Raw genomic sequence first — 24,814 nt, 5'->3', positions numbered from 1 at the left:
ACAGAGGCAGGCCGGCCGGTGCCCGCGGGGCCGCTCGCCCCCAGTACTGAGAGGAGGCTCTGATGAGCACGGTCAAGGAAGCGGTGGAAGTCGAGGTCCCGGTGCGCACCGCGTACAACCAGTGGACCCAGTTCGAGGAGTTCCCCCGGTTCATGGAAGGAGTCGAGGAGGTCAAGCAGCTGGACGACCGGCACAACCACTGGACCACCAAGATCAGTGGAGTGGCACGCGAATTCGACACCGAGATCGTCGACCAGCTCCCCGACGAGCGCATCACATGGCGCACCACCACGGGTGACACCAGGCAGAAGGGCACGGTCCGCTTCCAGCGCCTGGACGACACGCACACCCGGGTCGAGCTCGTCATGGACATCGAGCCCACCGGCGCCGCTGAGAAGACCGGCGACATGCTGGGAATGATCGACAGGCGTGTGAAGGGCGACATGCGGCGCTTCAAGGAGTACATCGAGGGCCGCGGCGGCGAGTCCGGCGCCTGGCGCGGGCGCGTCAAGCCCGAGGAGTGATCCGGTCCCGCCCCCGAGGCACCTCGCCGTCGGCGCCGGTGAGCGCGGATGCGACGTCCTGCTCCTCGCAGGCCTCACGGCCTACGCCGCGGCGGCCCGTATGTGATCGAGCCGCCGCGGCCAGGGGCGCACGAGTCGTGAGGGCAGGGCAGCGCAGGGCACGCCACCGCACAGCTCGGGCTCGGACACCGGTCGGGGCCTTCCGGTCGCTTGGCCGACAACGACGCCGAGGTTGGGCTTCAGCAGTCGAACACCGACCAGCAGATGTCGTTGCGCAACCTCTGGTCATCCAGTACGAGCTCGCGGATCTCCTCCGGGAGCTGATCACGCTGCCACTGGCACTCAAGCCGCCCGGCGGCCTCCCCGCGGCCTTCCGGCGCCGCCGCACGTGCGGCCTTGATCGCGTAGGCGGCGGCGCCGAGTTCGTGCGCGGCGACGTGGGCGACCGCCCCGGCCTGGCCTGCGGCGTAAGCGGCATGCCGTGCCGCCCCACGCAGGTCTCGGGCGGCCCCCATCGCATGGCCGCCCGCCGCGCGCGCTCGCATCATCTTGACCTCACCGCGTGTCCAGGCCCGCGCGTGCTCGATCGCCTGGCGCGGTCGCGGGTCCCCGGGCTGAACCGACTCGAAGAGATGAAGGACGTGTTCCGCGCACGAGGCGGCCCAGAGGGCAAGGAGCCGGTGGTCCGCATCGGTGAGAGTCCCCCCACGGCGGATCGTCACCAAGCGAGGGTCACGGATCTCCGGGAGAATCATGACTCGCGCTCCCTGCTGACGGCACGGGCGCGGCTCCCCGCGGGGTGGCCTGCCGAACGGTCAGCCTCCTGGCGCAGGCGATGATCCAGAGTGCTCATCAGCTCGGCGACACGATTGCTGCCGCCTGTCACGGGCGGGTAGCGGCGGAGCACGTCGATGAGTACAGGTGGCGCATGCCGCAGCGACCGCTCCACCAGGGCATCCCCCGTCGCGGGGTCATCGCCCGCCTGTATCTCCCCGATGCGCGCCGCACTGGCGGCGGCTCGCAGGATGTGGCCGACCTGGCCGGCCTGGGCGATGGGGTGCAGGTAGGCGGCCGACGCGGCGTCACCGGCGGACCGGGCGGCCAGTCGCGCGGCTTCGGTGGGCGCGGCCCGAGCGGCTCGATGAGCTTCGAGGGAAGTGACGCGCTGCGACTTCGTCCTGCTGGCGCCGTCGATGAACGCCCAGGCCGCGTCGATCGCCGCACGGGGGCGTGGATCGTCGGGAACAGCCTGTTCAAAGACCGGCAGGACGTCCTCCGCGTGCCGGACCACGTAACGCGCCACGACGCGCAGCTCGTCCATCGTCAGCTCGAAGTCTCCGGACACGGTGTGTGTGCTCTGTGCCATGTCCCTGAATTGTATTCTTGAATGCTCGGTGGAGACTTTGCGCCCGGTTTCCGCGCGTGTGTGTCCAAAACCCTCAACCGGAGGTCAGATGCGGCCCGTGGATCTGGCCCGTCAGCATGGCCTCTCCACGCAGGCGGTTCGCAACTACGAGGACGCCGGCATCATTCCGCCTGCTCGCCGCAGCCGGACGGGGTACCGGGACTACACCGCCACTCATGCCGCCGCCCTCACGGCCTACCTGGCGCTCGTCCCCGCCTTCGGCCACTCGACGAGCCGGCGCGTCATGCATGCCGTCACCAGCGGTCAGCTCGACGAGGCACTGGAGCACATCGACGCCGGGCACGCGCTCCTGGCTCGCGACCGCGACACGCTGCGAACCGTCGAAGCGGCACTCGCCCCTCTCGGAGCCGTCACCCCGGATGCGGCGGCCGGCACTCGGGCGCCCTACAGCATCGGTGAACTCGCCCGCCACCTCGGGCTCAACCCGGCCACGCTGCGGGCCTGGGAACGCGCCGGCGTTCTCACCCCAGGACATGACCCGCGCACCGGGCACCGCCAGTACCTCGCGCTCGACGTGCGCGACGCCGAACTGGCGCACCTGCTGCGCCGAGGTGGGCAGCCCCTGGGCACCATCGCCACCGTCCTCGGACAACTCCGCGACGCCGGCAGCCTCGAAGCGCTCGCCACGGCACTGGAAGAGTGGCGGCTCGCCCTCAGGTCCCGAGGAACGGCCCAGCTGTACGCCGCCGGTCAGCTCTCTCTCTACCTCGACGCCCTGGACCGATCCGCGAGCTGAGCCCGGAACCGGCTCGGCGAGCCCGTCGGGGGGCGGTAGATCCGCGCCCACGGCCCGAACCCGCGCCCTGCCGGATCTCAACGCATCGGCGCCCCGGTCCCGTCCCTCGTCAGGGTCCGCAGGTCGGGGAGGATCCGCGCGTCCGTGCCCTGGAGGGCGTTCAGGGCGCTGTGCCAGTGGGTCAGGGCCGTCCGGTCGTCGCCCAGCGCGCTCAGGACATGGCCGTACTCGTACTCGGCGAGGCCGCGACCGTAGGAGTCGCCGCGCTCGGTGGCTTCCCGGAGCAGCGCCGTGCACGTCTCCCGTGCCGGTGCGAGCCGGCCCAGGGCCCGCAGGGCCTGGGCGCGGCCCAGGCGGGTCTCGCGTTCGGCGTTCCAGTGGGTCGCGCCGGACGCCATGACGCGCAGTGCCTCGTCGAAACTCCGCAGGGCGCGGGCGGGGTCGCCGAGGGTCAGGTGGGCGCGGCCCGTGTTGCACAGGGCGACCTGTTCGATCACCGGGCTCCCGGCCCGGCGGGCGAGTTCCCTGCTGCGCCGGTGGAAAGAGAGGGCCGCGGAGAGGTCGGAGAGTTCGGCCACGTACCCCTGGTGACCGACGAGCGTCGCTTCCTCGGCGGGGGTGAGGGTGTCGGGGCGCAGGGCGAGGCACCGTGCCAGCGTCGCCCGGGCCTCGGTGTCCCGGCCGAGCTCCCTCAACAGTGCGGCCCGGTTGCCGAGGTGACGTACCCGGGCCGCGTCGTCGCAGAGGTGCTCGCTGAGTTCGACGGCCTCGTCGAGCAGGAGCAGCGCGTGGCGGACGTGTCCGGCCGAGTAGTGCGCGGCGGCGAGCTGGCCCAGTGCCCGAGCTTCGGCCTCGGCGTTGCCGCTGGACCTGGCGAGGGTGATGGCGTGACGGGTCAGGCGTTCGAGATCTCGCGCCCGGCCACGGTCGTGCAGGTAGGGGAACAGGGCATGGATCAGGTCCAGGGTGCGGGTCGGCCCCAGGGGCCCGTGCGCACCGGAGCCAGCCAGGTGGAGCAGGTTCGCCGCTTCCATGTCGGCCCAGGCGAGTGCCGCCGCCGCGTCGGCGAAGACCGCACCGCCGCCGGGCTCTCCGGGCCTACCCACGCCGTCCCGGGGCTGCCCGGCCACACCCACGCCACCCCCGCACTGCCCGGCCACATCCACGCCACCCCCGGACTGCCGGGGCACGCCCGCACCGCCCCCGCACTGCCCGGCCACACCCACACCACCACCCCCAGGCCGATCCGGCGCTCGTCCGCGTCCCGGCCGCAGTGTCGTGGCGCAGCGTGTGAGCCGCTGCTGGTACCACCGCAGGGACCGTTCGACCGCGTCGGCGTGCACGGCCTCCGTGTCCGGTCGGGCGGCGAGTTCCCTGGCGAAGTCGCGGACGAGGTCGTGCGGGGCGTAACGCCCCCAGCCCGTCTCCTGGAGCAGCGCCACCTCCGTCAGACGGTCCAGGGCCTGCTCGGCGCTCCGCTCGGTGCGGTCCATCGCGACGGCCATCAGCGGCGCGCCGTACTCGGGCAGGTCCAGCGCGCCGATGAGGCGGAGGACCACGGCCGCGTCACCGTCGCGCGGGTCGCCCGAGCCGAGGAGCGCCTCGTGGGCCGCCATGAGGGAGCGCCGAACGCTGAGGTCCTCCAGTTCTAGGTGGTCCAGGCGGTCCTCCTGCCGGGCGAGGCGTTCCACCAGATGCCGCACCGGAAGCGCCCTCCGGCTCCTCAGGCGGGCCGCGCAGACCCGCAGAGCCAGGGGCAGATGGCCGCACAGGGCCGCGAGCCGGGCGACCGGTTCGGCCTCGGACGTGGCCCAGGACCGGCCCGAGGCCCGCTCCAGCAGGAGGGCGCCCTCCTGCGGTGAGAGCGGGTCGAGCCGTATCTGCGCGGAGGCTCCCAGGGTGGCCAACGGCTGCCGGCTGGTCAGCAGTACGGCGCACCCGGCGCCGGCCGGCAGCAGCGGACGTACCTGGCTCACCGATGCCGCGTCGTCGAGGACGAGCAGCGTGCGGGTGGGCGCGAGCGCGGAGCGCAACAGGGCGGAACCGGCCGCCACGTCGGAGGGGATCCGCCGGGCGTCCACCCCCAGCCCGTGCAGAAGCGCGGCGAGGGCCTCGGCCGGTGCGAGGGGCGTCATGCCGGGTGTGGCTCCATGCAGGTTGAGGTAGAGCTGGCCGTCCGGGAAGGCAGGCCGGAGTCGTTCCGCCAGGTGCAGGGCGAGGCCCGTCTTGCCCACGCCCGGCATTCCGCTGATCACGGCGAGCGCGGTACGGCCGCGGTCGGACTCCAGCGCGGCCCGGATCTCGGCGATGTGCTCGGCGCGGCCGACGAACCCACCGGGTGGTGCGGGAAGCTGCTCGGGCCGCGCGGGCACACCCGCCGGCAGGGGCCGGGCGCCGGCGGCCGGGGCGGCGGGCCCGGGCGGTTCTCGATGCGGGACGGGGACGGCCGCACTGCGGAGCACCTCCCGGTGGGCGTCCTGGAGGGCCGGGCCTGGCTCCACCCCGAGTTCCTCGACCAGGGTTCGGCGCAGGGACCGGAAGAGCGCCAGGGCTTCGGCCTGGCGGCCCGTGCGGCCGAGGACGAGCATCAGCTGGCGGTGCAGCGTCTCCCGGAACGGGTGCTCCTCGACCAGGGAACCCAGTTCGGCGGCGAGCCCGTCGAGGCGGTCGAGGTGCAGCAGGGCCTCGACACGGCATTGCAGCGCCTGCAGCCGCTGTTCCTGGAGAAACGTCACGACGGGGTGGCCGGCGAGGGCGGGCACGTCCGCGAACGGGGTACCGCGCCACAGCGCGAGCGCGGCAGAGGCCTCGCGCTCCGCCGCCTCCCAGTCGGCCCGGTTGAGGGCCTCCTGCGCCCGGCGCACCTTTCCCTCGAACTCGTCGCGGTCCGACTCGCCCTCATCGACCCGCAGTTCGAGCCCGTGGGGCATGGTGCGCAGCCGGGTCCCGCCGGTGTCGCCGAGGCCGCGCCGCAGCCGGGCGAGGTGGTTGTGCAGCGAGGCCGTGGCCGTCGGCGGCGGGTCCTCGTCCCACAACGCCGCCATCACCGTGTCCAGCGGCACGGTGCGGTTCGGCTCCAGCAGCAGGACGGCGAGCAACGCGCGGGGCTTCGCCCCTCGGACGACGACGGCGACGCCGTCGTCGTCGACCGCGGTCAGCGATCCCAGTACTGAGAACCTCAAGGCACTCCCCCGCGCCGGACCCGGCACCCCGAACGCCCGACGGCCGACGTCCGATGGCCGACGTCCGATGGCCGACGTCGATGTCGATGACTGATGTCGATCGAAGACATCATCCTCGTTCAGCACCGGCCCGTGATCAACGGGCGCCACGGGCATCGCTGTTGGCGGCGCGTTGGCGGCGTGTTAAGGGCGGTCGACACGATGCGGCGAGTCCCGAAGCCGGAGAGAGGTTGGTGCCCATGTCGATGTCGACACGCCTGATACGGACGACGCTGGCGGGCGTGACAGCGATCGCGGCGGCGGGTACGGCCCTGTGGGCCACACCCGCGGCGGCGGCCGAGCGCGCGGTGCCCGCCGCCGAGACGCGAGCGTCGGCCCACGACGCCACCCAGGCCGCCATGGACGCGGCCGTGGCGGCGGGCGTACCCGGAGTCGTGGCGGAAGTACGCGACACCCGCGGTGTGTGGAAGGGGACTTCGGGCGTCGCCGACCTCACCACACGGCAACCACGCGGGGCCGACGACAGCTTCCGCACCGGAAGCGTCACCAAGTCGCTGGTGGCGACCGTCATGCTGCAACTCCAGGCGGAAGGCAGGGTCGACCTCGATGCCACGGTCGACCACTACCTGCCCGGACTCGTACGGGGCAACGGCCACGACGGTACGAGGATCACGGTGCGTCAGCTGATGAACCACACCAGCGGCATCTTCAACTTCACCGAGGACGCCACGTTCGCCAAGAAGGTGCTGGGCATCGACTTCCTCGAGACCCGCTACGACGACTGGACCCCGCAGCAGGTCATCGCCCTCGCCCTGCGGAACCCTCCGCAGTTCGAGCCCGGCACCTCCTGGCGGTACTCCAACACCAATTACCTCCTGATCGGGCTGATCCTCGAGAAGGTGACCGGCCGGCCCTACGCCGAGGAGGTCGAGCGGCGCGTCACCCGGCCGCTCGGGATGCGCGCCACGTACTTCCCCGGCCGCGACCCCCACGTGCCCGCGCCCACCCGGCACTACTCCACCTTCACCGAGGACCCGGGCAGGACCTACGACGTGACGGAGCTCAACCCGTCCTGGGCCTGGGCGGCGGGCGAGATGGTCACCGACTCCGCCGACCTCAACCGTTTCTACACCGCACTCCTCGGCGGCAGACTGCTGCGCCCCGCCCAGCTCCGGCAGATGACGAGCACGGTCTCGACCGAGGGCAACCTGCCGAGCCAGCGCTACGGTCTGGGCCTCATCGAGTACGAGACGACCTGCGGTGTCAAGGTCTGGGGCCACTCCGGCGGAATCCACGGCTCCTCCACTCAGGCCTTTGGCACCCGGGACGGCCGCCACATGATCACCCTGAACTTCAACGGCGACTGGGTCGGCGGCGGCAAGACCGTCGTGTCCGCCGAGTTCTGCGCCTGAAGGAACCATCCACCTCCCGCGGCACGGCGTTGAGGCTAGAGGCGCCCCGGTACCTGTTCCAGCCTGGCGGCCATGTCCGCGCGGTCCGCGATCTCGGCGAGGGCCTGTCCCATCACGGGGACCGGCTCGCGCCGCGGGACGAGGAGTCCGATGCGTTCCGTGCGGACCGGGTGCACCAGCGGGACCGCCTGCATGCCCACGGGTACGCCGAAGACGTGCAGCCAGGCGTGCGGGACGACACTCGCCCACCGTCCCGTCCTGACCTGGGCGAAGAGGGAGGCGATGGAGTCGGTCTCCACGCGGGGCCGGGCGACGGTGCCCGCTTCCTCGAAGACGGCGTCCAGCACCCGGCGGCCCTGCATCATCGGGTGCAGCAGACACAGGGGCCTCGTCGCCGCCTCCGCCCAGCTCACCTCGGACAACGGTGTGCCGTCGGCCGGTGCCTGGGTCAGCAGCACATACCGCTCCCGGTAGAGGTCGATGAACCGGAAGCGGCCGGCGCCGGCGGGGCTGTGGTAGGTGACGGCGGCGTCGAGCTCGTACGCCTGCAGCTTCTCCACGATCTCCTCGGCCTGCAGATCGGCGATCACCTGGACGGTGGCCAGCGGATTCTCGGTGCAGAAGGGCTCGGTCAGCAGGGACACCGCGGTCGAGGCCGTCGGCACCGATCCGATCCGCAGCCGGCCGCTCAGCCCGCCCCGCAACGCCCGTACCTCCTCCTTCATGGCGTCACGGTCGGCGAGGATGCGCTGCGCCCACACCACGATCCGCTCGCCCTCCGGAGTGAGCCCTTCGAACCTGCGGCCGCGACGCACCAGCGGCACATCGAGCTCCTCCTCCAGCTTCCGGATGGCCTCGGAGAGCGCGGGCTGGGAGACGTAGCACTCCTGGGCCGCCCGGGCGAAGTGCCGTACGCGCGCGAGGGCGACCAGGTATTCGAGTTGGCGAAGTAGCACGTCACTGGTCTACCTCCTGTCGGGCCGCCCTCGCATCAGGCACGTCACACGCCTGGTGATAAGCGCCGCCGATCACGTGATCGCAGACAGCTCTTTGACCGTGATCATTCGACGGAGCAGAGTGCCGGGAGGCGGGGCAGCGGGCCCGCGCGGTCGACGAGAGGCGTGGCGGTTCGATGAACGGCATCGAGGATCCCGGCGAGGAGAACCTGTCCGTCTCGGCCCCCAAGACATGGGCGACCGGGGTACCGGGCGCCACGCACGCCCTGGGTTACGCCCTGGGGCAGACCACGGTACGGCGCACGGCCCTGACGCTGCTGAACATGAACCAGACGAAGGGCTTCGACTGTCCGGGCTGCGCCTGGCCGGAGCCCGCGCCGGGGCAGCGCCACCGCAACGAGTACTGCGAGAACGGCGCCAAGCACATCAGCGACGAGGCCACCTCACGACGGATCACCACCGACTTCTTCCGGCGGTACTCGGTCGACGAACTCGGCCGGGCGTCGGACCTCTGGCTCAACCAGCAGGGACGGTTGACCGAGCCCATGGTCAAGCGCCCGGGCGCGGACCACTACGAGTCGATCGGCTGGGAGGAGGCCCTCGGCCTGCTCGCGGACGAACTGCGCGCCCTGGACAGCCCCGACGAGGCCCTCTTCTACACCTCCGGCCGGCTGGCCAACGAGCCGGCGTTCCTGCTGCAGCTCTTCGCGCGCGCCTTCGGCACCAACAATCTGCCGGACTGCTCCAACATGTGCCACGAGTCCAGCGGTTCGGCCCTGAACGAGACGCTGGGGATCGGCAAGGGCAGCGTCAGCCTCGACGACATCCACGACGCCGATCTGGTCTTCGTCGTGGGGCAGAACCCCGGGACCAACCACCCTCGGATGCTGTCGGCCCTGGAGGAGACCAAGCGCCGGGGCGGCCGGGTCGTCGCCGTGAACCCGCTGCCCGAGGCGGGGCTGCTGCGTTTCAAGCATCCGCAGAAGGCACGCGGCGTCCTCGGTCGGGGCACGGCCATCGCGGACCAGTTCCTGCAGATCCGGCCGGGCGGCGATCTCGCCCTGTTCCAGGCGCTCAACCTGCTGCTGCTCCAGGCCGAGGACGAGCGGCCGGGGACCGTCCTGGACCGGGAGTTCATCGCCGCGCACACCACCGGTTTCGACGAGTTCGCCGCGCACATCCGCAAGACCGACTGGGCCGACGTCCTGGAGGCCACCGGGCTGAGCCGCGAGGAGATCGAAGAGGTCCACGCACGCGTACGCGACAGTGGCAGGATCATCGTCTGCTGGGCGATGGGACTCACCCAGCACAAGCACGGTGTGCCCACGATCCGCGAGGTCGTCAACTTCCTGTTGCTGCGGGGGAACATCGGCCGTCCCGGAGCGGGCGTGTGCCCGGTGCGCGGTCACAGCAACGTCCAGGGCGACCGCACCATGGGCATCTGGGAGCGCATGCCCCAGCCCTTCCTCGACGCGCTGGAGCGGGAGTTCGCCTTCACCCCGCCCACGGAGCACGGCCTGGACTCCGTGGACGCCATCCGGGCCATGCTGGAGGGCCGCGCGAAGGTCTTCCTCGGGGTCGCGGGCAACTTCGTACGGGCCACCCCCGACAGCGACGCCACCGAACGCGCCCTGCGCAACTGCCGGTTGACCGCGCACATCTCCACCAAGCTCAACCGCTCCCACGCGGTGTGCGGCCGGACCGCGCTGATCCTGCCGACGCTGGGCCGCAGCGACCGTGATGTGCAGGCGGGCGGCGAGCAGTTCATGACGGTCGAGGACTCGATGAGCGAGGTGCACCCCACCCGCGGCCGACTCGCTCCGGCCTCCGACCGGCTGCTCGCCGAGGTGTCCATCATCAGCCGACTGGCCCGTCTCGTCCTGGACGGTCGGCCCGCCCTTCCCTGGGAGGAGTTCGAGGCCGACTACGACACCATCCGCGACCGGATCGCCCGTGTCGTCCCCGGCTTCGACGACTTCAACGCCCGGGTACGACGACCGGGCGGGTTCCGTCTGCCGAACCCGGTCAACCAGCGGCGGTTCCACACTCCCAGCGGGAAGGCCGTCTTCACGCGCAACGACTTCACGATGCTCCGGGCCCCCGAGGGGCATCTCATCCTGCAGACGCTGCGCTCGCACGACCAGTGGAACACCGTCCCGTACGCCATGGACGACCGCTACCGAGGCATCAAGAGAGGCAGGCGCGTCGTCCTGGTCAACCCGGCCGATCTGGCGGAACTCGGGCTGGCCGACCGCGACATGGTCGACCTGTTCAGCGTCTGGCACGACGGCGTGGAGCGCAGGGCCGACGGCTTCCGCGTGATCGCCTACCCCACCACACCGGGGTCCGCGGCCGCGTACTACCCGGAGACCAATGTGCTGGTGCCGCTGGACAGCGTCGCCGACATCAGCAACACCCCGACCTCCAAGGGCGTCGTGGTCAGGCTGGTGCCGTGCGCGGTGTGACCGTCACCGCGTGACGGGCGGCTCCCCGGTGGCCCAGGCGTGGATGAGCCGGATCGTGCGGTCCTCGCTCCGCGGCCGGGCACCCACGGCGCCGGGGTCGGTGTACAGGCCGGCGTAGACCTGGGCGACGACGTGGTCCGGTGTGCCCAGCATGGTGCGGATGTGGGCGGTACGCAGGCCGGGCGGGGCCTGCGCGGAGAAGGCGCCGGCCACGAAGGTGACGGCGGCGCGGGCGCCGTGCTCCCGGTACTCGGAGAGCCGGGTTGCAGTCGTACCAGAGTTCCGCGTTGCCGGGATCGCCGGTGACCGTGGCCCGACCGCCCGTGAGCAGAAACCTCACACGGAATGAGGGCCGAACGAACGTCGGCCTAAGCGTCAGCAGCCCTCTGGAGCAGAAACCGTTTACTCCGATACCCATCGCGAACGGAGTGCGTCGCGCAGTCGTCGGGCGACCTGGCCCATGAGGGCGTCGGCCCCGGGCTGTCGGCCGGCGGCCACGCGGGACTCGGTCAGGACGGCTATCGCGTAGGTCTGGCCGTCGGCGTGTTCGACGACGCCGACCTCGTGGCGCAGGTTGAGCAGCATGCCGGTCTTGGACGACCAGGTGGAGGCGTCGGATTCGAAGTCCGGGGCGAGGCGGTTGCGTACGAGGTTGTTGGCCATGAGGCCGCGGACGTGTGCCGCGACCTCGGGGTGGATCGCCGGGGGCTCGGCGGCCTCGGAGACGGACCCGGCGTCTTCGTCCGCGGACCGTGACCGCCAGAGGGCCTGGAGGAGGTCGACGAAGGCCCGTGCCGTCCCGGTGTTGGCCCGCGAGATGTCGAGCTGCGGCACCCGGTGGCCGCGCCCCGGGGTGCCGGCGTCGATCGCGAGGGCATGGGCGAGATGCGCGTCGGCCGGGTCGAAACGCTCCACCGGGGTTTCCATCAGCTCGCGCATGGTGTGCCGGACGGCGATGCCGCGCAGTCCGAACGCGTGCAGGACCGCCCCGACCCGGTGGGGCGGCGTCAGCTCGAAGAGGGCGTCGGCGGCGCTGTTGTCGCTGATGCAGGTGCTGAGGTAGAGGAGGTCCTCCACGGCGATGTGGGCGGGGTGACGGAACCGGCTCAGGCCGGTCGGACCGGGCGTGGTGATCCGCCCCGGCGCCACCTCGATCGTCCTGGCGCCGTCGAGTTCCCCGCGCCGGATGCGTTCCAGTGTCGCCAGGGCGAGCGGGATCTTCACCAGGGAGGCGACGGGCAACTCGATGTCCGGGTCGATACCGATCTCCTCGCCCGTCTCCAGGTCCCGGACGAGGAACGAGCCGTGCAGACCTCCGTCGCGCAGGGCCCGGCGCAGTTCCCCGAGCAGTCGCTCGGTGCCGGTGATCACGCGACCGCCTCCGGGCGCTCCGGAGCGCCGAGGCACCGGGCGAGGTCGTGGGCGCACGCCTGGCGTACGCGGACCGCGTCGACGTCCGCCTCGTCCGCGACGGCCAGGGAGAAGCCGCGCGCGAAGCCGGGGCCCAGTTCGCCGACGGGCCGCCAGTGGAGGCGGAGTTCGCGGGCCTGGGCGGCCGAGCAGAGCAGTGTGTCGCCATGGCTGAGCACGTCCGCCGCGGCGGCGGCCATGGCCGGGGCGACGGCCACCTGGGCCGGGCGCAGTCCGACGGCGTCGCGCAGACGGGCGAGCCGGTCCCGGACGTGCGGCACGTCGTCCTCCGGCTGGAGCCACACGTGCCGGGGCCGCCGGTCGCGGTCGGCCCGGCCGGGCCGCAGCGTGTCCAGGTAGATCGGCCCCACGCCCGGGTCGTGCGCGACCGCCAACCCCAGCGGCACCGTCCACATCGCCTCGGTGGGAGCCACCGCGAGCAGCGCCGCACGCACCTGCCGGGACGTGACGAGGTCGGTCCGCTCGGCCGGCCCGGCGGGGAACGGGTCGAGGAGGACTCCCCGCTCCCGCGCCCGTGCCATGAGGCGGGCGAGGGCGCCGGCCGGGCAGTCGGCCGGCACGGCGAGCCGCAGCGGACGGCGCCGTGCGGCCTCCGCCTCGTGCTCGAACCGGTCGGCGAGCCGCACGAGCTGCCTCGCCGTCGGCAGCATGTCCCGGCCGAAGGGGGTCAGTGTCACCGCTCGCGAGGACCGGTCGAGAAGCCGCTCGCCGAGGCGCTGCTCGAGCGCGGCGACCCGGCGGCTCACCACGGACTGGGCCGTACGGGCCGCCGCGGCGCCCACCGTGAAGCTGCCGTGCTCGCTCACGCTGACGAAGGCCCGGCATGCCGCGACAAGATCCATGATCCCAACTATGCCAAAACAGCATGGAGTTGAGCGTCCGCGTCTTGGACCCCGGCACCCCACCGGCCGGAGAGTGGTCCTCGCCCCAGGGACTTTCCCCGGGGCACGCAGGTTCCCCCTGTCGTTCGACACCTCGGAGGTCCGTTCCATGACGTATTCGCTTCGCATCCGCCGGCGTGCCGCCTGGGCGGCGGCCGGCGTGCTCGCGCTCGCCGCGCTTCCGGCGTGCGGTCAGGAGACCGCGTCCGGGGCCGGCTCCCCCGCCGGTACGACGCGGTCCGCGTCGCCGACGGCGGCCACGAAGCGCACGGCGCCCGAGTTCCGGGCGCTGGAGCGGGAGTTCGACGCGCGGCTCGGTGTCTACGCCCTGGACACCGGCACGGGGCGGTCCGTCGGCCACCGGGCGGACGACCGGTTCGCGTACGCCTCCACGTTCAAGGCGCTGGCGGCGGGCGCGGTGCTCCGGAAGTACGGGACGGAGGGCATCGACAAGGTGGTGAAGTACTCCCGCGACGACCTGGTCGAGAACTCGCCCGTGTCCGAGAACTTCGTCGAGACCGGCATGAGCCTGCGGGGGCTGTGCGCGGCGACGCTCTGGTACAGCGACAACACGGCGGTCAATCTGCTCCTCGACGAACTCGGCGGTCCGGACGGTCTGGAGAAGGTCCTTGAGGATCTCGGCGACGACGTCACCGAGATGGACCGGTACGAGCCGGACATGAGCGAGGGCAGGCCGGGCGACATCCGCGACACGAGCACACCGCGTGCGATGGCGGGGAGCCTGCGGGCCTTCCTGCTCGGCGACGCCCTGGAACGGGACGAACGCGAGCTGCTCAGGCAGTGGATGACGACCAACATGACCGGCCGGACCCTCGTCAGGGCGGGCGTCCCCGACGGCTGGGACGTGGCCGACAAGAGCGGCACGGCCGGGTACGGGGGCCGCAACGACATCGCCGTGGTGTGGCCGGACGACGGTGGCAACCCCATCGTCATGGCCGTCATGTCCAGCCGCGACGAACAGGGCGCCACCCGCGACGACGCCCTCCTCGCCAAGGCCGCCACGGTGGCGGTCGAGGGCCTGGGCCGCTAGGGGCCTGCCCGGGGCGCAGTACGTCCGCCGCCGAGCCTCAGCAGAGGAGTCGTACGGGTTTCACTCTTGTCGTACGGGCTTCACTCTTTCGGTCCCCACCGGAGCCGCGGTCCGGACGGCCGGTCGCCGGCGGACGTCGGCCTCCGGCCCCGGCCACGGCGGGAGCGGCGGATCGCGAGGGTCTCGGCACCGAAGACTCGGTCTGTCGGGTCCCACGGGGTGTTCACACCTATCGTGGAACGGCACACTGACGCTCGGCGCCGAGGCAGGCTGGACATGAGGGAACCGCATATCGACTATGCGGAGGTCTTCCGGGCCCTGCCCGGCATGGTGGCGCTGCTCACCCCCGACCTGGTGTACGTCGACGCCAACGAGGACTTCCTGCGACTGGCCGGGCGTACCCGCGAGCAGTTGCTGGGCCGCTACATCTTCGACGTCTTCCCGGAGAACCCGAACGAACCGGCCGCTGCGGGCATGCGGGAGACCGAGGCGTCGATGCTCCGCGCGGTCACCACCGGCGAGCGCGACACGATGGCGCTGCTCCGCTACGACATCGAGGACCGCGCGCGGCCCGGTCACTGGCAGGAGCACTACTGGAGCCCGGTCAACGCCCCCGTCCTGGGCCCCGACGGGAAGGTCGCCCTGATCGTGCACCGGGTGGAGGAGGTCACCGAGCTCATCCGGGCCCGCGGCGGCCCGGGCGGCGGTGACGACCGGGCCCGGGTGCTGGAGGCCGAGCTGTACACCCGCGCCCGCGAGCTGCAGGAGGTCAACGAACGGCTGCGCACGGCACACGCCCACGAACGCGAGGTTGCCCTCGCCCTGCAGGCGGCGATGCTGCCCGCGCCCGGCCCGACCGGGCCCCACGGCGCGGCCGTGCGGTACCGGCCGGCCATCGGCGCACTGAACGTGTGCGGCGACTGGTACGACCTGGTCGGCCTGCCCGGCGAGGGCCTCGCGGTCGCCGTCGGTGACGTGGTCGGCCACGGTCTGGCGGCCGCCTGCGCGATGGGCCAGCTGCGCAGTGCCCTGAGCGGGTCCACCCGCGTCGCCCACGGCCCGGCCGAGGCGCTGGAGGCCCTCGACCTCTACGCCCGTTCCGTCGACGGCGCCGAGTCGACGACCGTCGTGACGACGTTCATCGACTGGGACAGCCACACCATCACCTACAGCTGTGCGGGGCACCCGCCGCCCGCGCTCGTGCACCCCGACGGCACCGTCACCTTCCTCAACCGCGCCACCGACCCGCCGCTCGCCGCCCGGCCCACCCAGGTCGCCCGCCCCGAGGCCCGCACGCCCTTCGTCGACGAAGCCACCCTGGTCCTGTACACCGACGGGTTGATCGAGCGCCGTACCGAGGGCATCGACACCGGGCTGGCCCGCCTCGCCGACTCCCTCGCCCGCCATCGGAAGCACGACCCGGAGACCCTGGCCGACGCCCTCCTGGCCGACCTCCTTCCCCCTTCGGGCAACACCGACGACACCGCGCTGATCGTCCTGCGCCTGTGACCGGCCGCCGGAGGCCGACGAGGGCTCGGCGGCGGCCGTCACCTGCCCCAGATCTTCCGGTACCCCTCCCGGTAGCCCGAGGGATTCCAGCTCGTGGCACCGTCGCTGTTGTCGGCCGTGCTGATGTGGACGGGGGCCACATAGCCGCTGGCGGGGCGGCCGGAGAAGGCGCGGTTGAACTCGTCGACGATCTGCCAGCCCTGCTGGGTGAGCGGCTCGGGGACGGTGGCCGACTGGTACTGCTCGCCGTTGACGCGCTGGAAGGCGGAGGGGTCGCCGTCCCCGGCGCCGATGTTGAAGGGCGGGCCCGCGCCGTCCTTGCCGGCCGCGCGGAAGGCCGGCGCGGCGTCGGCGAAGTACAGGTCGTTGATGGCGACGGAGTGGGTCCACCGGTCCTGGAAGCGGGACAGGAGCGAGGAGACCTCGCGGGGTGTGCGGCTGCTCGCGTCGGGGATCGGGATGTTCTCGTACGACAGCAGGTTCACGCCCGCGCAGGTGGCGAGTTCCTTTCTGATCAGGTCCGACTTGTTCTTGGCGAAGGGGATCGAGGCGTCGGTGAAGATCACCACCCCGGCGTCGCCGTCGGAGGTCGAGATGACCCACTGGGCGCTGATCCTGGCCACGTCCTCGACCTGGGTGGTGATGTTGGTGAAGAGTGCGGGCCGGCGGCTGGGGCCGGGGGCGGCGACCGCGTGCCAGCCGATGAGCGGGATGCCCGCCTCGTTCGCCCGCGTGACCTGCTGTGAGGTCGCGTTGGGATCGAAGCCGCCGATGACGATGCCCGAGGGCCCGAGGGCGACGGCCTCACTCATCGCCGCCTGGATGCCGGCGGGGGTGCCGCCTCCGTCGATCACCCGGAGGGTCCAGCCCATGACCCGCGCGGCCTCCCGGACGCCGTCGGCGGCGCCGGCGACTCCGGGATTGGTCATGGTCTGGGCGACGTAGACGAGGGTCCGTCCGCCCGTCACCGCCGGAGGGCCGGCCGTCGGGCCGTTCCAGGGGACGTCGGTCCGCTCCGCCCGGGCGACGGCCGCCCGGGCCTCGGCGTGGGCCTCGGGGCAGCCGCTCGTGCCCGAGGCGGTGTCGTCCGCGCCGCTGGACGATCCGCGTTCGCAGCCGGCCAGGACGACGCAGGTCGCGGCCAGCAGAGCGGCCGCCGCGTGCCTGGCCCTGAGTGCGCCGGGGGTGGCCTTGTGGCGCGTGCCGGGGGCGGCCTTGTGGCGCGTGCCGGGGGCGGCCTCGTGGCGCGCGCTGGTGTCGGCCTTGTGGTGCGCGCCGAAGTCGGCCTTGGGGTCATGGTGCACGGAGACTCCTCGCGGAAGGACGAGCGGGAGAACGCGGCCGGGGTACGGCGGGGTCGTGCGCGGCCCGGGTCATGGAGCGCGGCCCGTCCGGTCACTGCCAGGGGGCGGCTCCGGGGCGTCACGGGCCGCGTGGACGCCGGTGCGTACCCGGCGGCGCGCGGCGTACCCGGCCAGGCCGACGGCGAGGAGCAGGGTGCCGCCGTGGAACAGCGGCACCGTCCAGAAGTCGGCGCCCATCTGGGCGATGCCGGTGAGACCGACGGCGAGGACGGCGACGGCGACGAGCGTGCCCAGGGCGTTGGGGCGGCCGGGTTTGATCGCGGTGGAGCCGAGGAGCGCCCCGACGAAGGCGGGCAGCAGATAGTCGAGGCCGACGCTCGGGTTGCCGAGCTGCTGCTGGGCCGCCAGCAGCACTCCGGCGAAGCCGACGATCAGACCGGACACGGCGAAGGCGCAGACGGTGTACCTGCGGACCGGGATGCCGACGAGGTCGGCGGCGCGCGGGTTCGACCCGACGACGTACAGGTACCGGCCGATGGGCAGCCGCTCCAGCACCAGCCAGAGGGCGACCGCGAGCGCCAGCACGTAGAACGCGGGCACCGGGAGCCCCAGGAACGTGGAGGTGTAGAGGTCGGTGAAGGCGGCCGGGAGGCCCCCCGGGCCGGGGACGATCCGGCCGCCGTCGGTGATCCAGCCGGTCACGGCGTACATCATGCTGCCGGTGCCGAGCGTGGCGATGAAGGAGTCGATCCGGCCGAACTCGACGATGACGCCGTTGAGGACGCCCACGACCAGCCCGCCGACGATCACGGCGAGGCAGGCGAGCGGCCATGTCCAGCCCGCCTCCACCACGAGGTACAGCACCATGACGTGCGCGAGGCCGAGGCCGTAGCCGATGGAGAGGTCGAACGCGCCGGTCACGATGGGGACCATGGCGGCGAGGGCGAGGACGGCCGGGATCGACTGGGTGGAGAGGATCGAGTCGACGGTGTTCAGCGTGGGGAAGGTGCGCGGCAGGGCGAGGGAGAAGACCAGCACGAGCAGGGCGGTGAGGGCCAGGAGGCCGTAGGCCCCGATGAAGTGGCCGCCGGCGCCGCCGCGCGGGCCGGACCCGCGTGACGGCGCCGGACGGCGCGGGCGCGGGGAGGGCGGGGCGGTCACGGGTGCGTCGCGGTGCCGGAGGAGGGCATGGCCGAGGCCGCCCGGGTCAGTCCCGCGACGGTGAGGGCCGGGCCGCTCAGCTCGGTGGTCACGGAGCCGCGGACGAGGACCAGGGCGCGCCCGCACACTCCCGCGACCTCCTCGAAGTCGGTGGAGATGAGGAGGACCGCGAGCCCGTCGGCCAGCGCCTGGTCGAGCAGCCGGTGGACGGCGGCCTTGGCGCCGACGTCGACGCTCGCCGTCGGTTCCTCCAGGATCAGCAGACGCAGGCCGGTCCGGAGCCAGCGGCCGATCATGACCTTCTGCTGGTTGCCGCCGGACAGGGTGGCGATGGGGGCCTCGCTGTCGCGGGGCCGCACCGAGAACCGTTCGATCAGGCCGGCCGCTTCGGCGCGCTCCCGTCGGGGGCCGATCCAGCGCGGCGCCGGCCCGTCTCCTGCGCGGGGGTTGGCCAGCAGGTTCTCGCGGACGCTCAGCTCGGCGAGGCAGCCCTCCCGCTGCCGGTCGCCGGGGACAAAGCCGACACCGCGTCCGACGGCGTCGGCGACCGTACGGGGGTGGTAGGGGCGGCCGTCGAGCAGGACCCGTCCCCCGAGGAGGGGCCGGGAACCGGCGAGGGCCCGGCCCAGGTCCCTGTGTCCGGCGCCCGAGAGGCCGACCAGGCCGAGGGCTTCCCCGGCCCTCAGCTCCAGGTCGACCGGGCCCGCGCCGGAGGTCCGTACGCCGTCGAGGGTCAGGACCGCCGGGGCGGTGACGGGGCCGAGGCGGGACGGGGCGGTGACGGGGCCATGGCCGGACGGTTCCTCGCCGGTGATGTCGCGTACCAGGCGGACGGGGCTGTGGCCCGCCGTCGAGCCGTGGCTGACGAGGCGGCCGTCGCGCAGGACGGCGAAGGTGTCGGCGACCTCGTAGACCTCGTCGAGGCGGTGGCTGACGTAGAGGATGCCGTGGCCCCGGTCGCGCAGGGCGTGCAGGACGCGGAAGAGCCGGGCGCAGTCGGCGGCGGGGAGCCGGGCGGTCGGTTCGTCGAGGACGATGAGCCGCGCCCGGGCCGCCAGGGCCCGGGCGATGGCGACCAGCGACCGCTCGGCGGGGGCGAGGTGGGCGATCGGCGTGTCGGGGTCGAGGTGGCCGCCGACGAGCCCCAGGGCCTCCGTGCAGCGTTCCCGGGTGCGCCGCCAGGAGATCAGTCCGGCGTGGCGTGCGTATCCGGTGGTCAGGGCGATGTTCTCGGCGACCGTCATCCACTCCACGAGGCCGAGGTCCTGGTGGATGAAGGACATACGGCGGGAGGCGGCGTGCGTACCGAGTTCGTGTCCGTCCACGGTGATCCGGCCCGAGTCGGCGTGGTGGACGCCGGCGAGGATCTTGATGAGGGTGGACTTTCCGGCCCCGTTGGGGCCGAGGAGCGCGAGGACGCTGCCGGCGTGGACGTCGAGGTCGACCCCGGCCAGTGCCTGGGTTCCGCCGAACCGTTTGGCGAGCCCGCGGATGCGGACCAGCGGTTCCGCCCCGCTGGGCGGGGCCGGCTGCGCAGAGGTGTCGTGAGCGTCGTGCACGGACAGCTCCGGGGTTCGGCCTGGCGGGTTCTTCCCGACTTGCGTCAGCGATACTAGCCGCACATATCACCACATTTAAGGCATTTCGCCGTTCACTGTGACCCCAACGGGTGAGTGGGCCGCCCAGGGCGTCGGTCGCGTCAGCCGCCGTCGAGCCCGCATTCGGCCCAGATGACCTTGCCCTCCTGGGTGTAGCGGGTGCCCCAGCTCTGGGACAGCTGTGCGACGAGGAACAGGCCGCGGCCGCCCTCGTCGGTGGTGGCCGCCCGGCGCAGATGCGGGGCGGTGTTGCTGGTGTCGGAGACCTCGCAGATGAGGGAGCGGTCGTGGAGGAGCCGTACCCGGATGGGCCCGGCGCCGTGGCGGACCGCGTTGGTGACCAGCTCACTGAGCATCAGCTCGGCGGCGAACGCGGCCTCGTCGAGGCCCCAGTCGGCCAGTTGCCGCAGGGCGGCGGCGCGGACCTCGCTGACGCGGGCCGGGTCGGCGGGCAGGTCCCAGGTGGCGATGCGGCGCGGGTCGAAGGCGTGGGTGCGTGCGACGAGCAGGGCGATGTCGTCGCCGGGGTGGGCGGGCGCGACGGTGTCCAGGACCACCCGGCAGGTCTCCTCCGGTGTGCGCTCGGGGTGGGCCAGGGCCCCGCGCAGCTGGTCGAGGACCACGTCGACGTCACGGTCGCGGTCCTCGATGAGTCCGTCGGTGTAGAGGACCAGCTGGCTGCCCTCGGGCATGTGCATCTCGACTGCCTCGAAGGGCAGCCCCCCGAGGCCGAGCGGAGGGCCGGCGGGCAGCTCGGGGAACGAGACGGTGCCGTCGGGGTCGACCAGGGCGGGCGGCGGGTGGCCGGCGCGGGCCATGGTGCACTGCTGCGACGTCGGGTCGTACACGGCGTACAGACAGGTCGCGCCGATGATGCCACCGCCGTCGGAGACGGGGTCCTCGCGGTCCAGTCGCCCCACGAGGTTGTCGAGGTGGGTGAGGACCTCGTCCGGCGGGAAGTCGAGTTCGGCGAAGCTGCGGGCGGCCGTGCGGACGCGGCCCATGGTCGCGGCGGAGAGCATGCCGTGGCCGACGACGTCGCCGACGAAGAGGCCGATCCGGCTTCCGGAGAGCGGGATGACGTCGTACCAGTCGCCGCCGACGTCGGACTCGGCGGGCAGATAGCGGTGGGCGACCTCGACGGAGTCCTGGTCGGGCAGGCCCTGCGGGAGCAGGCTGCGCTGCAGGGCCAGGACCATGGTGCGTTCGCGGGTGTAGCGGCGGGCGTTGTCGATGGACAGCGCGGCGCGGTTGGCGAGCTCCTGGGCGAGTGAGCGGTCGTCGTCCCCGAAGGGTGCGGGGTCCTGCGCGCGGTAGAAGGCGGCGATGCCGAGGACGACACCGCGGGCGACCAGGGGCACCGCGATGAGGGAGTGAACGTGGCTCAGCAGCCGTTCGGTGTGCTCGGGGTCCTGCGCGAGCCAGCCCGCGGCCGTCTTCAGGTCCGGTTCCAGCACCGCCTGCCCGCTGGTCAGACAGCGCAGCTGGGGCACGGTCGGGCCGTAGTCGACCTGCTTGCCGACCGGGCTGAAGGGGAGGTCGTCGCGGATGCCGTGGACCACCGTACGGCGCAGGTCGGTGCGAGGGTCGGCGGCCTCCTCGCCGCGCAGGACGGGCTCGGCGAGGTCGATGGTGACGAAGTCGGCGAGGCGCGGGACGGCCGTCTCGGCCAGCTCCTGGGCGGTGCGGCGCACGTCCAGCGTGGTGCCGATCCGGGTGCTGGCCTCGGACAGCAGTTCCAGGCGGTGACGCGCGGCCAGGGCGTAGGTGCCGACGTGGGGCTCCCCCACCATCAGGAGTCCTCTTCCGGGGGGCGGGGAAGGGTGAACGCCGTCCGACGCGCCGTCTGTGGTGGGCAGGGCCTCATGGCCGGTGCCGGTGCCGGTCGCGGCGCCGTCGACCTCCACCGTGATGCCGCCGGATTCGCTGTCGCGCAGGTGGCCGGGCGCCGGGACGGCGGTCAGCGGACCGGGCGCGACAGGCAGGGGGACGTCCTCGAAGCGCCGGACGCCCGGGGTGCCGGCGGACCCGACGGCTTCGACGGCCGTGACGGGGAAGCCCGGCACCGCGTCGAGCCCACGCGGGACGGAGAGGGGCTCGTGTGCCGGGAGGCCGGGCAGGACGGCCTCGACGGCGATGCCCGACACTCCGGAGACGCTCGTCATCGGGCGGCTCACGAGGGTGACCCTCCGGCCGTCCGTCAGGGGCACCTCGACGGCGGCGCGCTGCGCGCGGGAGATCAGCTCGGCGGCCTTCTCCAGGAGCGTAGCCCGGTCGCCGGGGCGCAGCCCGAGGGCCAGTTCGTCCACCCCGACGCTGTGATGCGGGCCGGCGCCGGCCGCGACCCCGGCGTCCAGGTACGCGCTCAGCAGGGAGCGCTCACGTGCGGAGCTCTGCCCGAGCAGCCGCCGCTCGATGGCCGCGGCCGCCTTGCGGATCACGGCGTCCAGCGCCGGGTGCTCGAAGGTGCGCGGATACCCGAAGCACAGGACGCCTTCGATACGGCCGCTGAGCGGGTCGCGGACGGGAAGCGCGCGGCAGGCGCTGGCCTGGGAGCGGTCGGCGAAGTGTTCGGCGCCGTAGACCCGGATCGGTTGCCGCTCCGCCAGGGCGAGACCGATGCCGTTGGTACCGGCGAACCGCTCGGCGAAGACGTACCCCGGGACGGTCTGGATGTCCGGGAGGTCTCGGGCCAGGGACGCCTCTCCGAAGCGGCGCAGGAGGACCGTGCCGTCGGCGTCGGCGACGGAGATGTTCATCGCGCTGCCGGCGAACCTGGCCTCCAGCCGGTCGAGCACCGGGGCCGCCGCGCGGGCGATCCGGCCGTCCCGGTCGAAGTCGTCACGGAAAGGGAGGTCGGACGCGTCCGGCGAGAGCCCCAGGGACCGGCAGCGCCGCCAGGAGTTGAGGATCGAGGTGCGCACGCCCGACTGCAGCGGCTCCCCCTGCAGAAAGCGCTCACGGAAAAGGGTGGGGCCCGTGCCGTCTGTCGCACGTCCCGTGAGTACCGGCTCGCCGTCGGACCGCACCACGCTGGCCTCACTCGCGCCCTGGACAATCCGCTTATCGGAAATATCTGGCATTGACGAGGATACGGGTATCGGCAACGTGAGTCACGGTTGGCGGCTTCTCTCACGCACGGTGACGGGGGGCGGCCGGTGTCACAGGACCGCGACGGGATTGACGGGCGAGCCCGTCCCGCCCGGGACGTTCAGCGGGGCCACGACCAGCAGGAACTCGTACCGCCCCGCCTCGGCGGTCGCGTCGGCGAGCGCCTCCAGGTCGAGGTTGTCCAACAGCGGCACCCCCATCGCGGCCAGGGCCAGGGCGTGGACGGGCGAGTGCACACCCTCCACCGGCGAGGGCCGCACATCACTGTCGCCGTCACCGCCGAGCAGTGCGATACCCCGTTCGGCCAGCAGGGGGACGGCGTCCACGTGGAACCCCGCGCTCGCCTGGCCGGGATCCCAGGCGCCGAGTTCCTCGCGGCGGCGGCCGTGTCCGGAGCGCAGCAGCACCGCGTCGCCCTCGCCGATCGAGACGCCGAGTTCCTGCTCCGCGGCGAGAACGTCGCCGGCGCGCACCGCCCGGCCCGGCTCCAGCCAGCGGACACCGAGGACGGCGGGGAGGTCGACAAGCACACCTCGCGTGACCAGGGGCCCGAGCGCCGAAACCGCGCCGAACCGGGCGCCCGCGGCGTCGACGGACTCACGCGCTGACCGGCCGTCGTAGAGCCGCCCCTCGTAGGCGATGTGGCTGAGGGCGTCGAGATGCGTGACGCCCTTCCCGTGGTAGTCGGCGGCGATGAAGTCCTTGTGGGTCGTGGGTTCCGGGCTCTCCACGTCACCGAGATCGGTCATGTGGTGCAGGGCGGGCTTCTGGTTGTCCGGGCCCGGCCGGGTGTTCCAGGGCAGTGCCAGCGGGACGACCTCACCGGACCGTACGCCGGCCACGGCCCGCCGTACGTGGTCCTCGGTCACCCGGTTCCAGGCACCACGGTCGGCCCGGTCCCAGCGCCCCCACGTACGAACCGCCGCGAAGAGCGCGTCGAACTCCCGGCGGGAGACGGCGGGTCCGTTGCCGGTGCCGGGGGTCGGCCCGGGAGGCGGGGCATCGGCGGGATTCGAGGTCATCCGTACTCACCGTTCGGGTCGACGCCACATCGGAGATCGGAGGGGGAACGACGTCCGAAAAATACCCGAGGGGAGCGTCCTGCGCCGAACAGGCGGGTTGTGCCGCAGCGGTGGGTGGCAGCGTCCCGGCGGCTCGCGAACTGTCATCAGAACGGGCGCGGCCCGGCGACGTGGTCGCTCAGCCGGACGGCCCGTGGTCACCCCGGCCGACATGACCGCTGGATCCCATGCTCGCCCACAAGGGTCGTAGCCACGGCGGTGGGGCTTCGGGGCGGGTGAGTGAGACGCTGTCGCCGTGACGCAACGGAAGACTTTCCAGACGCATCTGCGGCAGGCCACCACCGGCATCCTGGAACGCGTCCCCGCGCAGCTGAAGCGGGAGATATACGTCCTGGCCCTCAACGTCTGGCGCATCGACTCCGACGGCCGCCACCCCTACGTGGACATCGGCTACAACACGGAGAGCCAGTACGAGGAGGAGATGCGCCGGAACGGCGATCCCCGGGAGGTGCGCTGGAACTATGCCTTCTGGATCCTCGAGGGCTTTGACAAGCTCGGCAACGTCCCTGAGGACCCGGCCGGCGGCCCCCTCTTCGAGGAGGAGGCCAGGGACCTCGGCATCTGGTACGACGGCGAGTTCGATCTCGGTCGGATGCTGGAGGACGATGAGCTCCGCGCCAAGTCCGGCCTCCTCCGACTCCACTTCCACGACGCCGTCATCGACCTCGCCCGTCACCTCCACGCGAGCGGCACCGTCGAGAGGATCTTCGGCCGCCCACTGCCCGTGGTCGTGTTCGACATGGACTGCCCAGGCTGGGAGGAGGAGGCCACCAAGGCCGCCAACCCAGCCGAGCTGATCGAGGACTTCCTGGCGTGAACCGAGTCGGGGTACCACACGGAAGCGATCCCCACGCAGGCGGCGGCCTGTGGACCTTGACCGACATCATCGACTTGCCAGCGGCCACGGCGGCACTCTTCGACGACGACCGGGAGTAGGACCTCCACTGCGGCTCGCGTCCCCACCCGTGGGCGATCTGGGGATCAG

General features: G+C 72.6%; 19 protein-coding genes. 7 read left to right on the top strand and 12 right to left on the bottom strand.

Annotated features, from left to right (window positions below; genetic code table 11):
- Positions 1–62: 62 nt before the first annotated feature.
- On the top strand, positions 63–524 hold the full coding sequence (locus ACWD26_RS00585; RefSeq protein WP_451264688.1) for an SRPBCC family protein: 462 nt from the start codon (positions 63–65) through the stop codon (positions 522–524).
- Positions 525–763: 239 nt separating this feature from the next.
- On the opposite strand, the gene ACWD26_RS00580 is transcribed toward ACWD26_RS00585, so the two are convergent.
- Together ACWD26_RS00580 and ACWD26_RS00575 are read right to left on the bottom strand one after the other, a co-directional pair.
- A complete protein-coding gene (locus tag ACWD26_RS00580) occupies positions 764–1,279 on the bottom strand; it encodes a putative immunity protein (RefSeq protein ID WP_451264686.1) in 516 nt (171 codons plus the stop codon).
- Positions 1,276–1,890: a putative immunity protein gene (locus tag ACWD26_RS00575; protein ID WP_451264684.1), complete on the bottom strand. Its 615-nt coding sequence runs from the start codon at positions 1,888–1,890 to the stop codon at positions 1,276–1,278. Before ACWD26_RS00575 ends, ACWD26_RS00580 begins: the two co-directional genes overlap by 4 nt.
- Before the next feature lie 88 nt (positions 1,891–1,978).
- On the opposite strand from ACWD26_RS00575, the gene ACWD26_RS00570 reads away from it, so the two are divergent.
- Positions 1,979–2,686 carry a MerR family transcriptional regulator gene (locus ACWD26_RS00570; protein ID WP_451264682.1) on the top strand — a complete coding sequence of 236 codons (708 nt, stop codon included), beginning with the start codon at positions 1,979–1,981 and terminating at the stop codon, positions 2,684–2,686.
- Between the two features lie 77 nt (positions 2,687–2,763).
- Here ACWD26_RS00570 and ACWD26_RS00565 read toward each other — a convergent pair whose 3' ends face one another.
- Positions 2,764–5,868: an AfsR/SARP family transcriptional regulator gene (locus ACWD26_RS00565; RefSeq protein ID WP_451264680.1), complete on the bottom strand. Its 3,105-nt coding sequence runs from the start codon at positions 5,866–5,868 to the stop codon at positions 2,764–2,766.
- A 239-nt stretch (positions 5,869–6,107) separates the two neighbouring features.
- On the opposite strand from ACWD26_RS00565, the gene ACWD26_RS00560 reads away from it, so the two are divergent.
- Positions 6,108–7,280, top strand: a complete 1,173-nt coding sequence (locus ACWD26_RS00560) for a serine hydrolase domain-containing protein (protein ID WP_451264678.1) — start codon at positions 6,108–6,110, stop codon at positions 7,278–7,280.
- Between the two features lie 35 nt (positions 7,281–7,315).
- On the opposite strand, the gene ACWD26_RS00555 is transcribed toward ACWD26_RS00560, so the two are convergent.
- Positions 7,316–8,236: a LysR family transcriptional regulator gene (locus tag ACWD26_RS00555; RefSeq protein ID WP_451264676.1), complete on the bottom strand. Its 921-nt coding sequence runs from the start codon at positions 8,234–8,236 to the stop codon at positions 7,316–7,318.
- 176 nt (positions 8,237–8,412) lie between these two features.
- On the opposite strand from ACWD26_RS00555, the gene ACWD26_RS00550 reads away from it, so the two are divergent.
- Positions 8,413–10,701, top strand: coding sequence for an FdhF/YdeP family oxidoreductase (locus ACWD26_RS00550; protein ID WP_451264674.1), 2,289 nt, complete (start codon positions 8,413–8,415; stop codon positions 10,699–10,701).
- Positions 10,702–10,704: 3 nt separating this feature from the next.
- Here ACWD26_RS00550 and ACWD26_RS00545 read toward each other — a convergent pair whose 3' ends face one another.
- The 3 genes from ACWD26_RS00545 to ACWD26_RS00535 form a co-directional block, all read right to left on the bottom strand.
- Positions 10,705–10,914 (bottom strand): hypothetical protein, encoded by a 210-nt coding sequence (locus ACWD26_RS00545; protein ID WP_451264672.1) that lies wholly within the window; start codon positions 10,912–10,914, stop codon positions 10,705–10,707.
- A 189-nt stretch (positions 10,915–11,103) separates the two neighbouring features.
- Positions 11,104–12,072 (bottom strand): serine hydrolase, encoded by a 969-nt coding sequence (locus ACWD26_RS00540; RefSeq protein ID WP_451264670.1) that lies wholly within the window; start codon positions 12,070–12,072, stop codon positions 11,104–11,106.
- Positions 12,069–12,974: a LysR family transcriptional regulator gene (locus ACWD26_RS00535; protein ID WP_451264668.1), complete on the bottom strand. Its 906-nt coding sequence runs from the start codon at positions 12,972–12,974 to the stop codon at positions 12,069–12,071. Before ACWD26_RS00535 ends, ACWD26_RS00540 begins: the two co-directional genes overlap by 4 nt.
- 148 nt (positions 12,975–13,122) lie before the next feature.
- Here ACWD26_RS00535 and bla point away from each other — a divergent pair, with 148 nt between their 5' ends.
- Positions 13,123–14,064, top strand: coding sequence for a class A beta-lactamase (bla, locus tag ACWD26_RS00530; protein WP_451264666.1), 942 nt, complete (start codon positions 13,123–13,125; stop codon positions 14,062–14,064).
- 276 nt (positions 14,065–14,340) lie between these two features.
- Positions 14,341–15,573, top strand: coding sequence for a PP2C family protein-serine/threonine phosphatase (locus ACWD26_RS00525; RefSeq protein WP_451264664.1), 1,233 nt, complete (start codon positions 14,341–14,343; stop codon positions 15,571–15,573).
- Between the two features lie 38 nt (positions 15,574–15,611).
- Here ACWD26_RS00525 and ACWD26_RS00520 read toward each other — a convergent pair whose 3' ends face one another.
- From ACWD26_RS00520 to ACWD26_RS00500, 5 genes are all read right to left on the bottom strand, one after another.
- Positions 15,612–16,721, bottom strand: a complete 1,110-nt coding sequence (locus ACWD26_RS00520; protein ID WP_451265245.1) for a substrate-binding domain-containing protein — start codon at positions 16,719–16,721, stop codon at positions 15,612–15,614.
- Between the two features lie 225 nt (positions 16,722–16,946).
- The gene (locus ACWD26_RS00515) at positions 16,947–18,038 is read right to left on the bottom strand and encodes an ABC transporter permease (protein WP_451264662.1); all 1,092 of its coding nucleotides are present in this window, start codon (positions 18,036–18,038) and stop codon (positions 16,947–16,949) included.
- Positions 18,035–19,597, bottom strand: coding sequence for a sugar ABC transporter ATP-binding protein (locus ACWD26_RS00510; protein ID WP_451264660.1), 1,563 nt, complete (start codon positions 19,595–19,597; stop codon positions 18,035–18,037). Before ACWD26_RS00510 ends, ACWD26_RS00515 begins: the two co-directional genes overlap by 4 nt.
- Positions 19,598–19,737: 140 nt before the next feature.
- Entirely contained in the window at positions 19,738–22,668 is a 2,931-nt protein-coding gene (locus tag ACWD26_RS00505; protein WP_451264658.1) for a SpoIIE family protein phosphatase, read from the bottom strand.
- A gap of 129 nt (positions 22,669–22,797) precedes the next feature.
- Complete coding sequence (locus ACWD26_RS00500; RefSeq protein ID WP_451264656.1) at positions 22,798–23,769, bottom strand: cyclase family protein; 972 nt, start codon at positions 23,767–23,769, stop codon at positions 22,798–22,800.
- Positions 23,770–24,064: 295 nt separating this feature from the next.
- Here ACWD26_RS00500 and ACWD26_RS00495 point away from each other — a divergent pair, with 295 nt between their 5' ends.
- The gene (locus ACWD26_RS00495; RefSeq protein WP_451264654.1) at positions 24,065–24,646 is read left to right on the top strand and encodes a hypothetical protein; all 582 of its coding nucleotides are present in this window, start codon (positions 24,065–24,067) and stop codon (positions 24,644–24,646) included.
- Positions 24,647–24,814 lie beyond the last annotated feature (168 nt).

It is taken from the genome of Streptomyces sp. NPDC002787 (genome assembly GCF_053592095.1).
The sequence above is the reverse complement of the archived record's forward strand: the minus strand, read 5'-3'. Positions and strand labels throughout refer to the sequence as shown.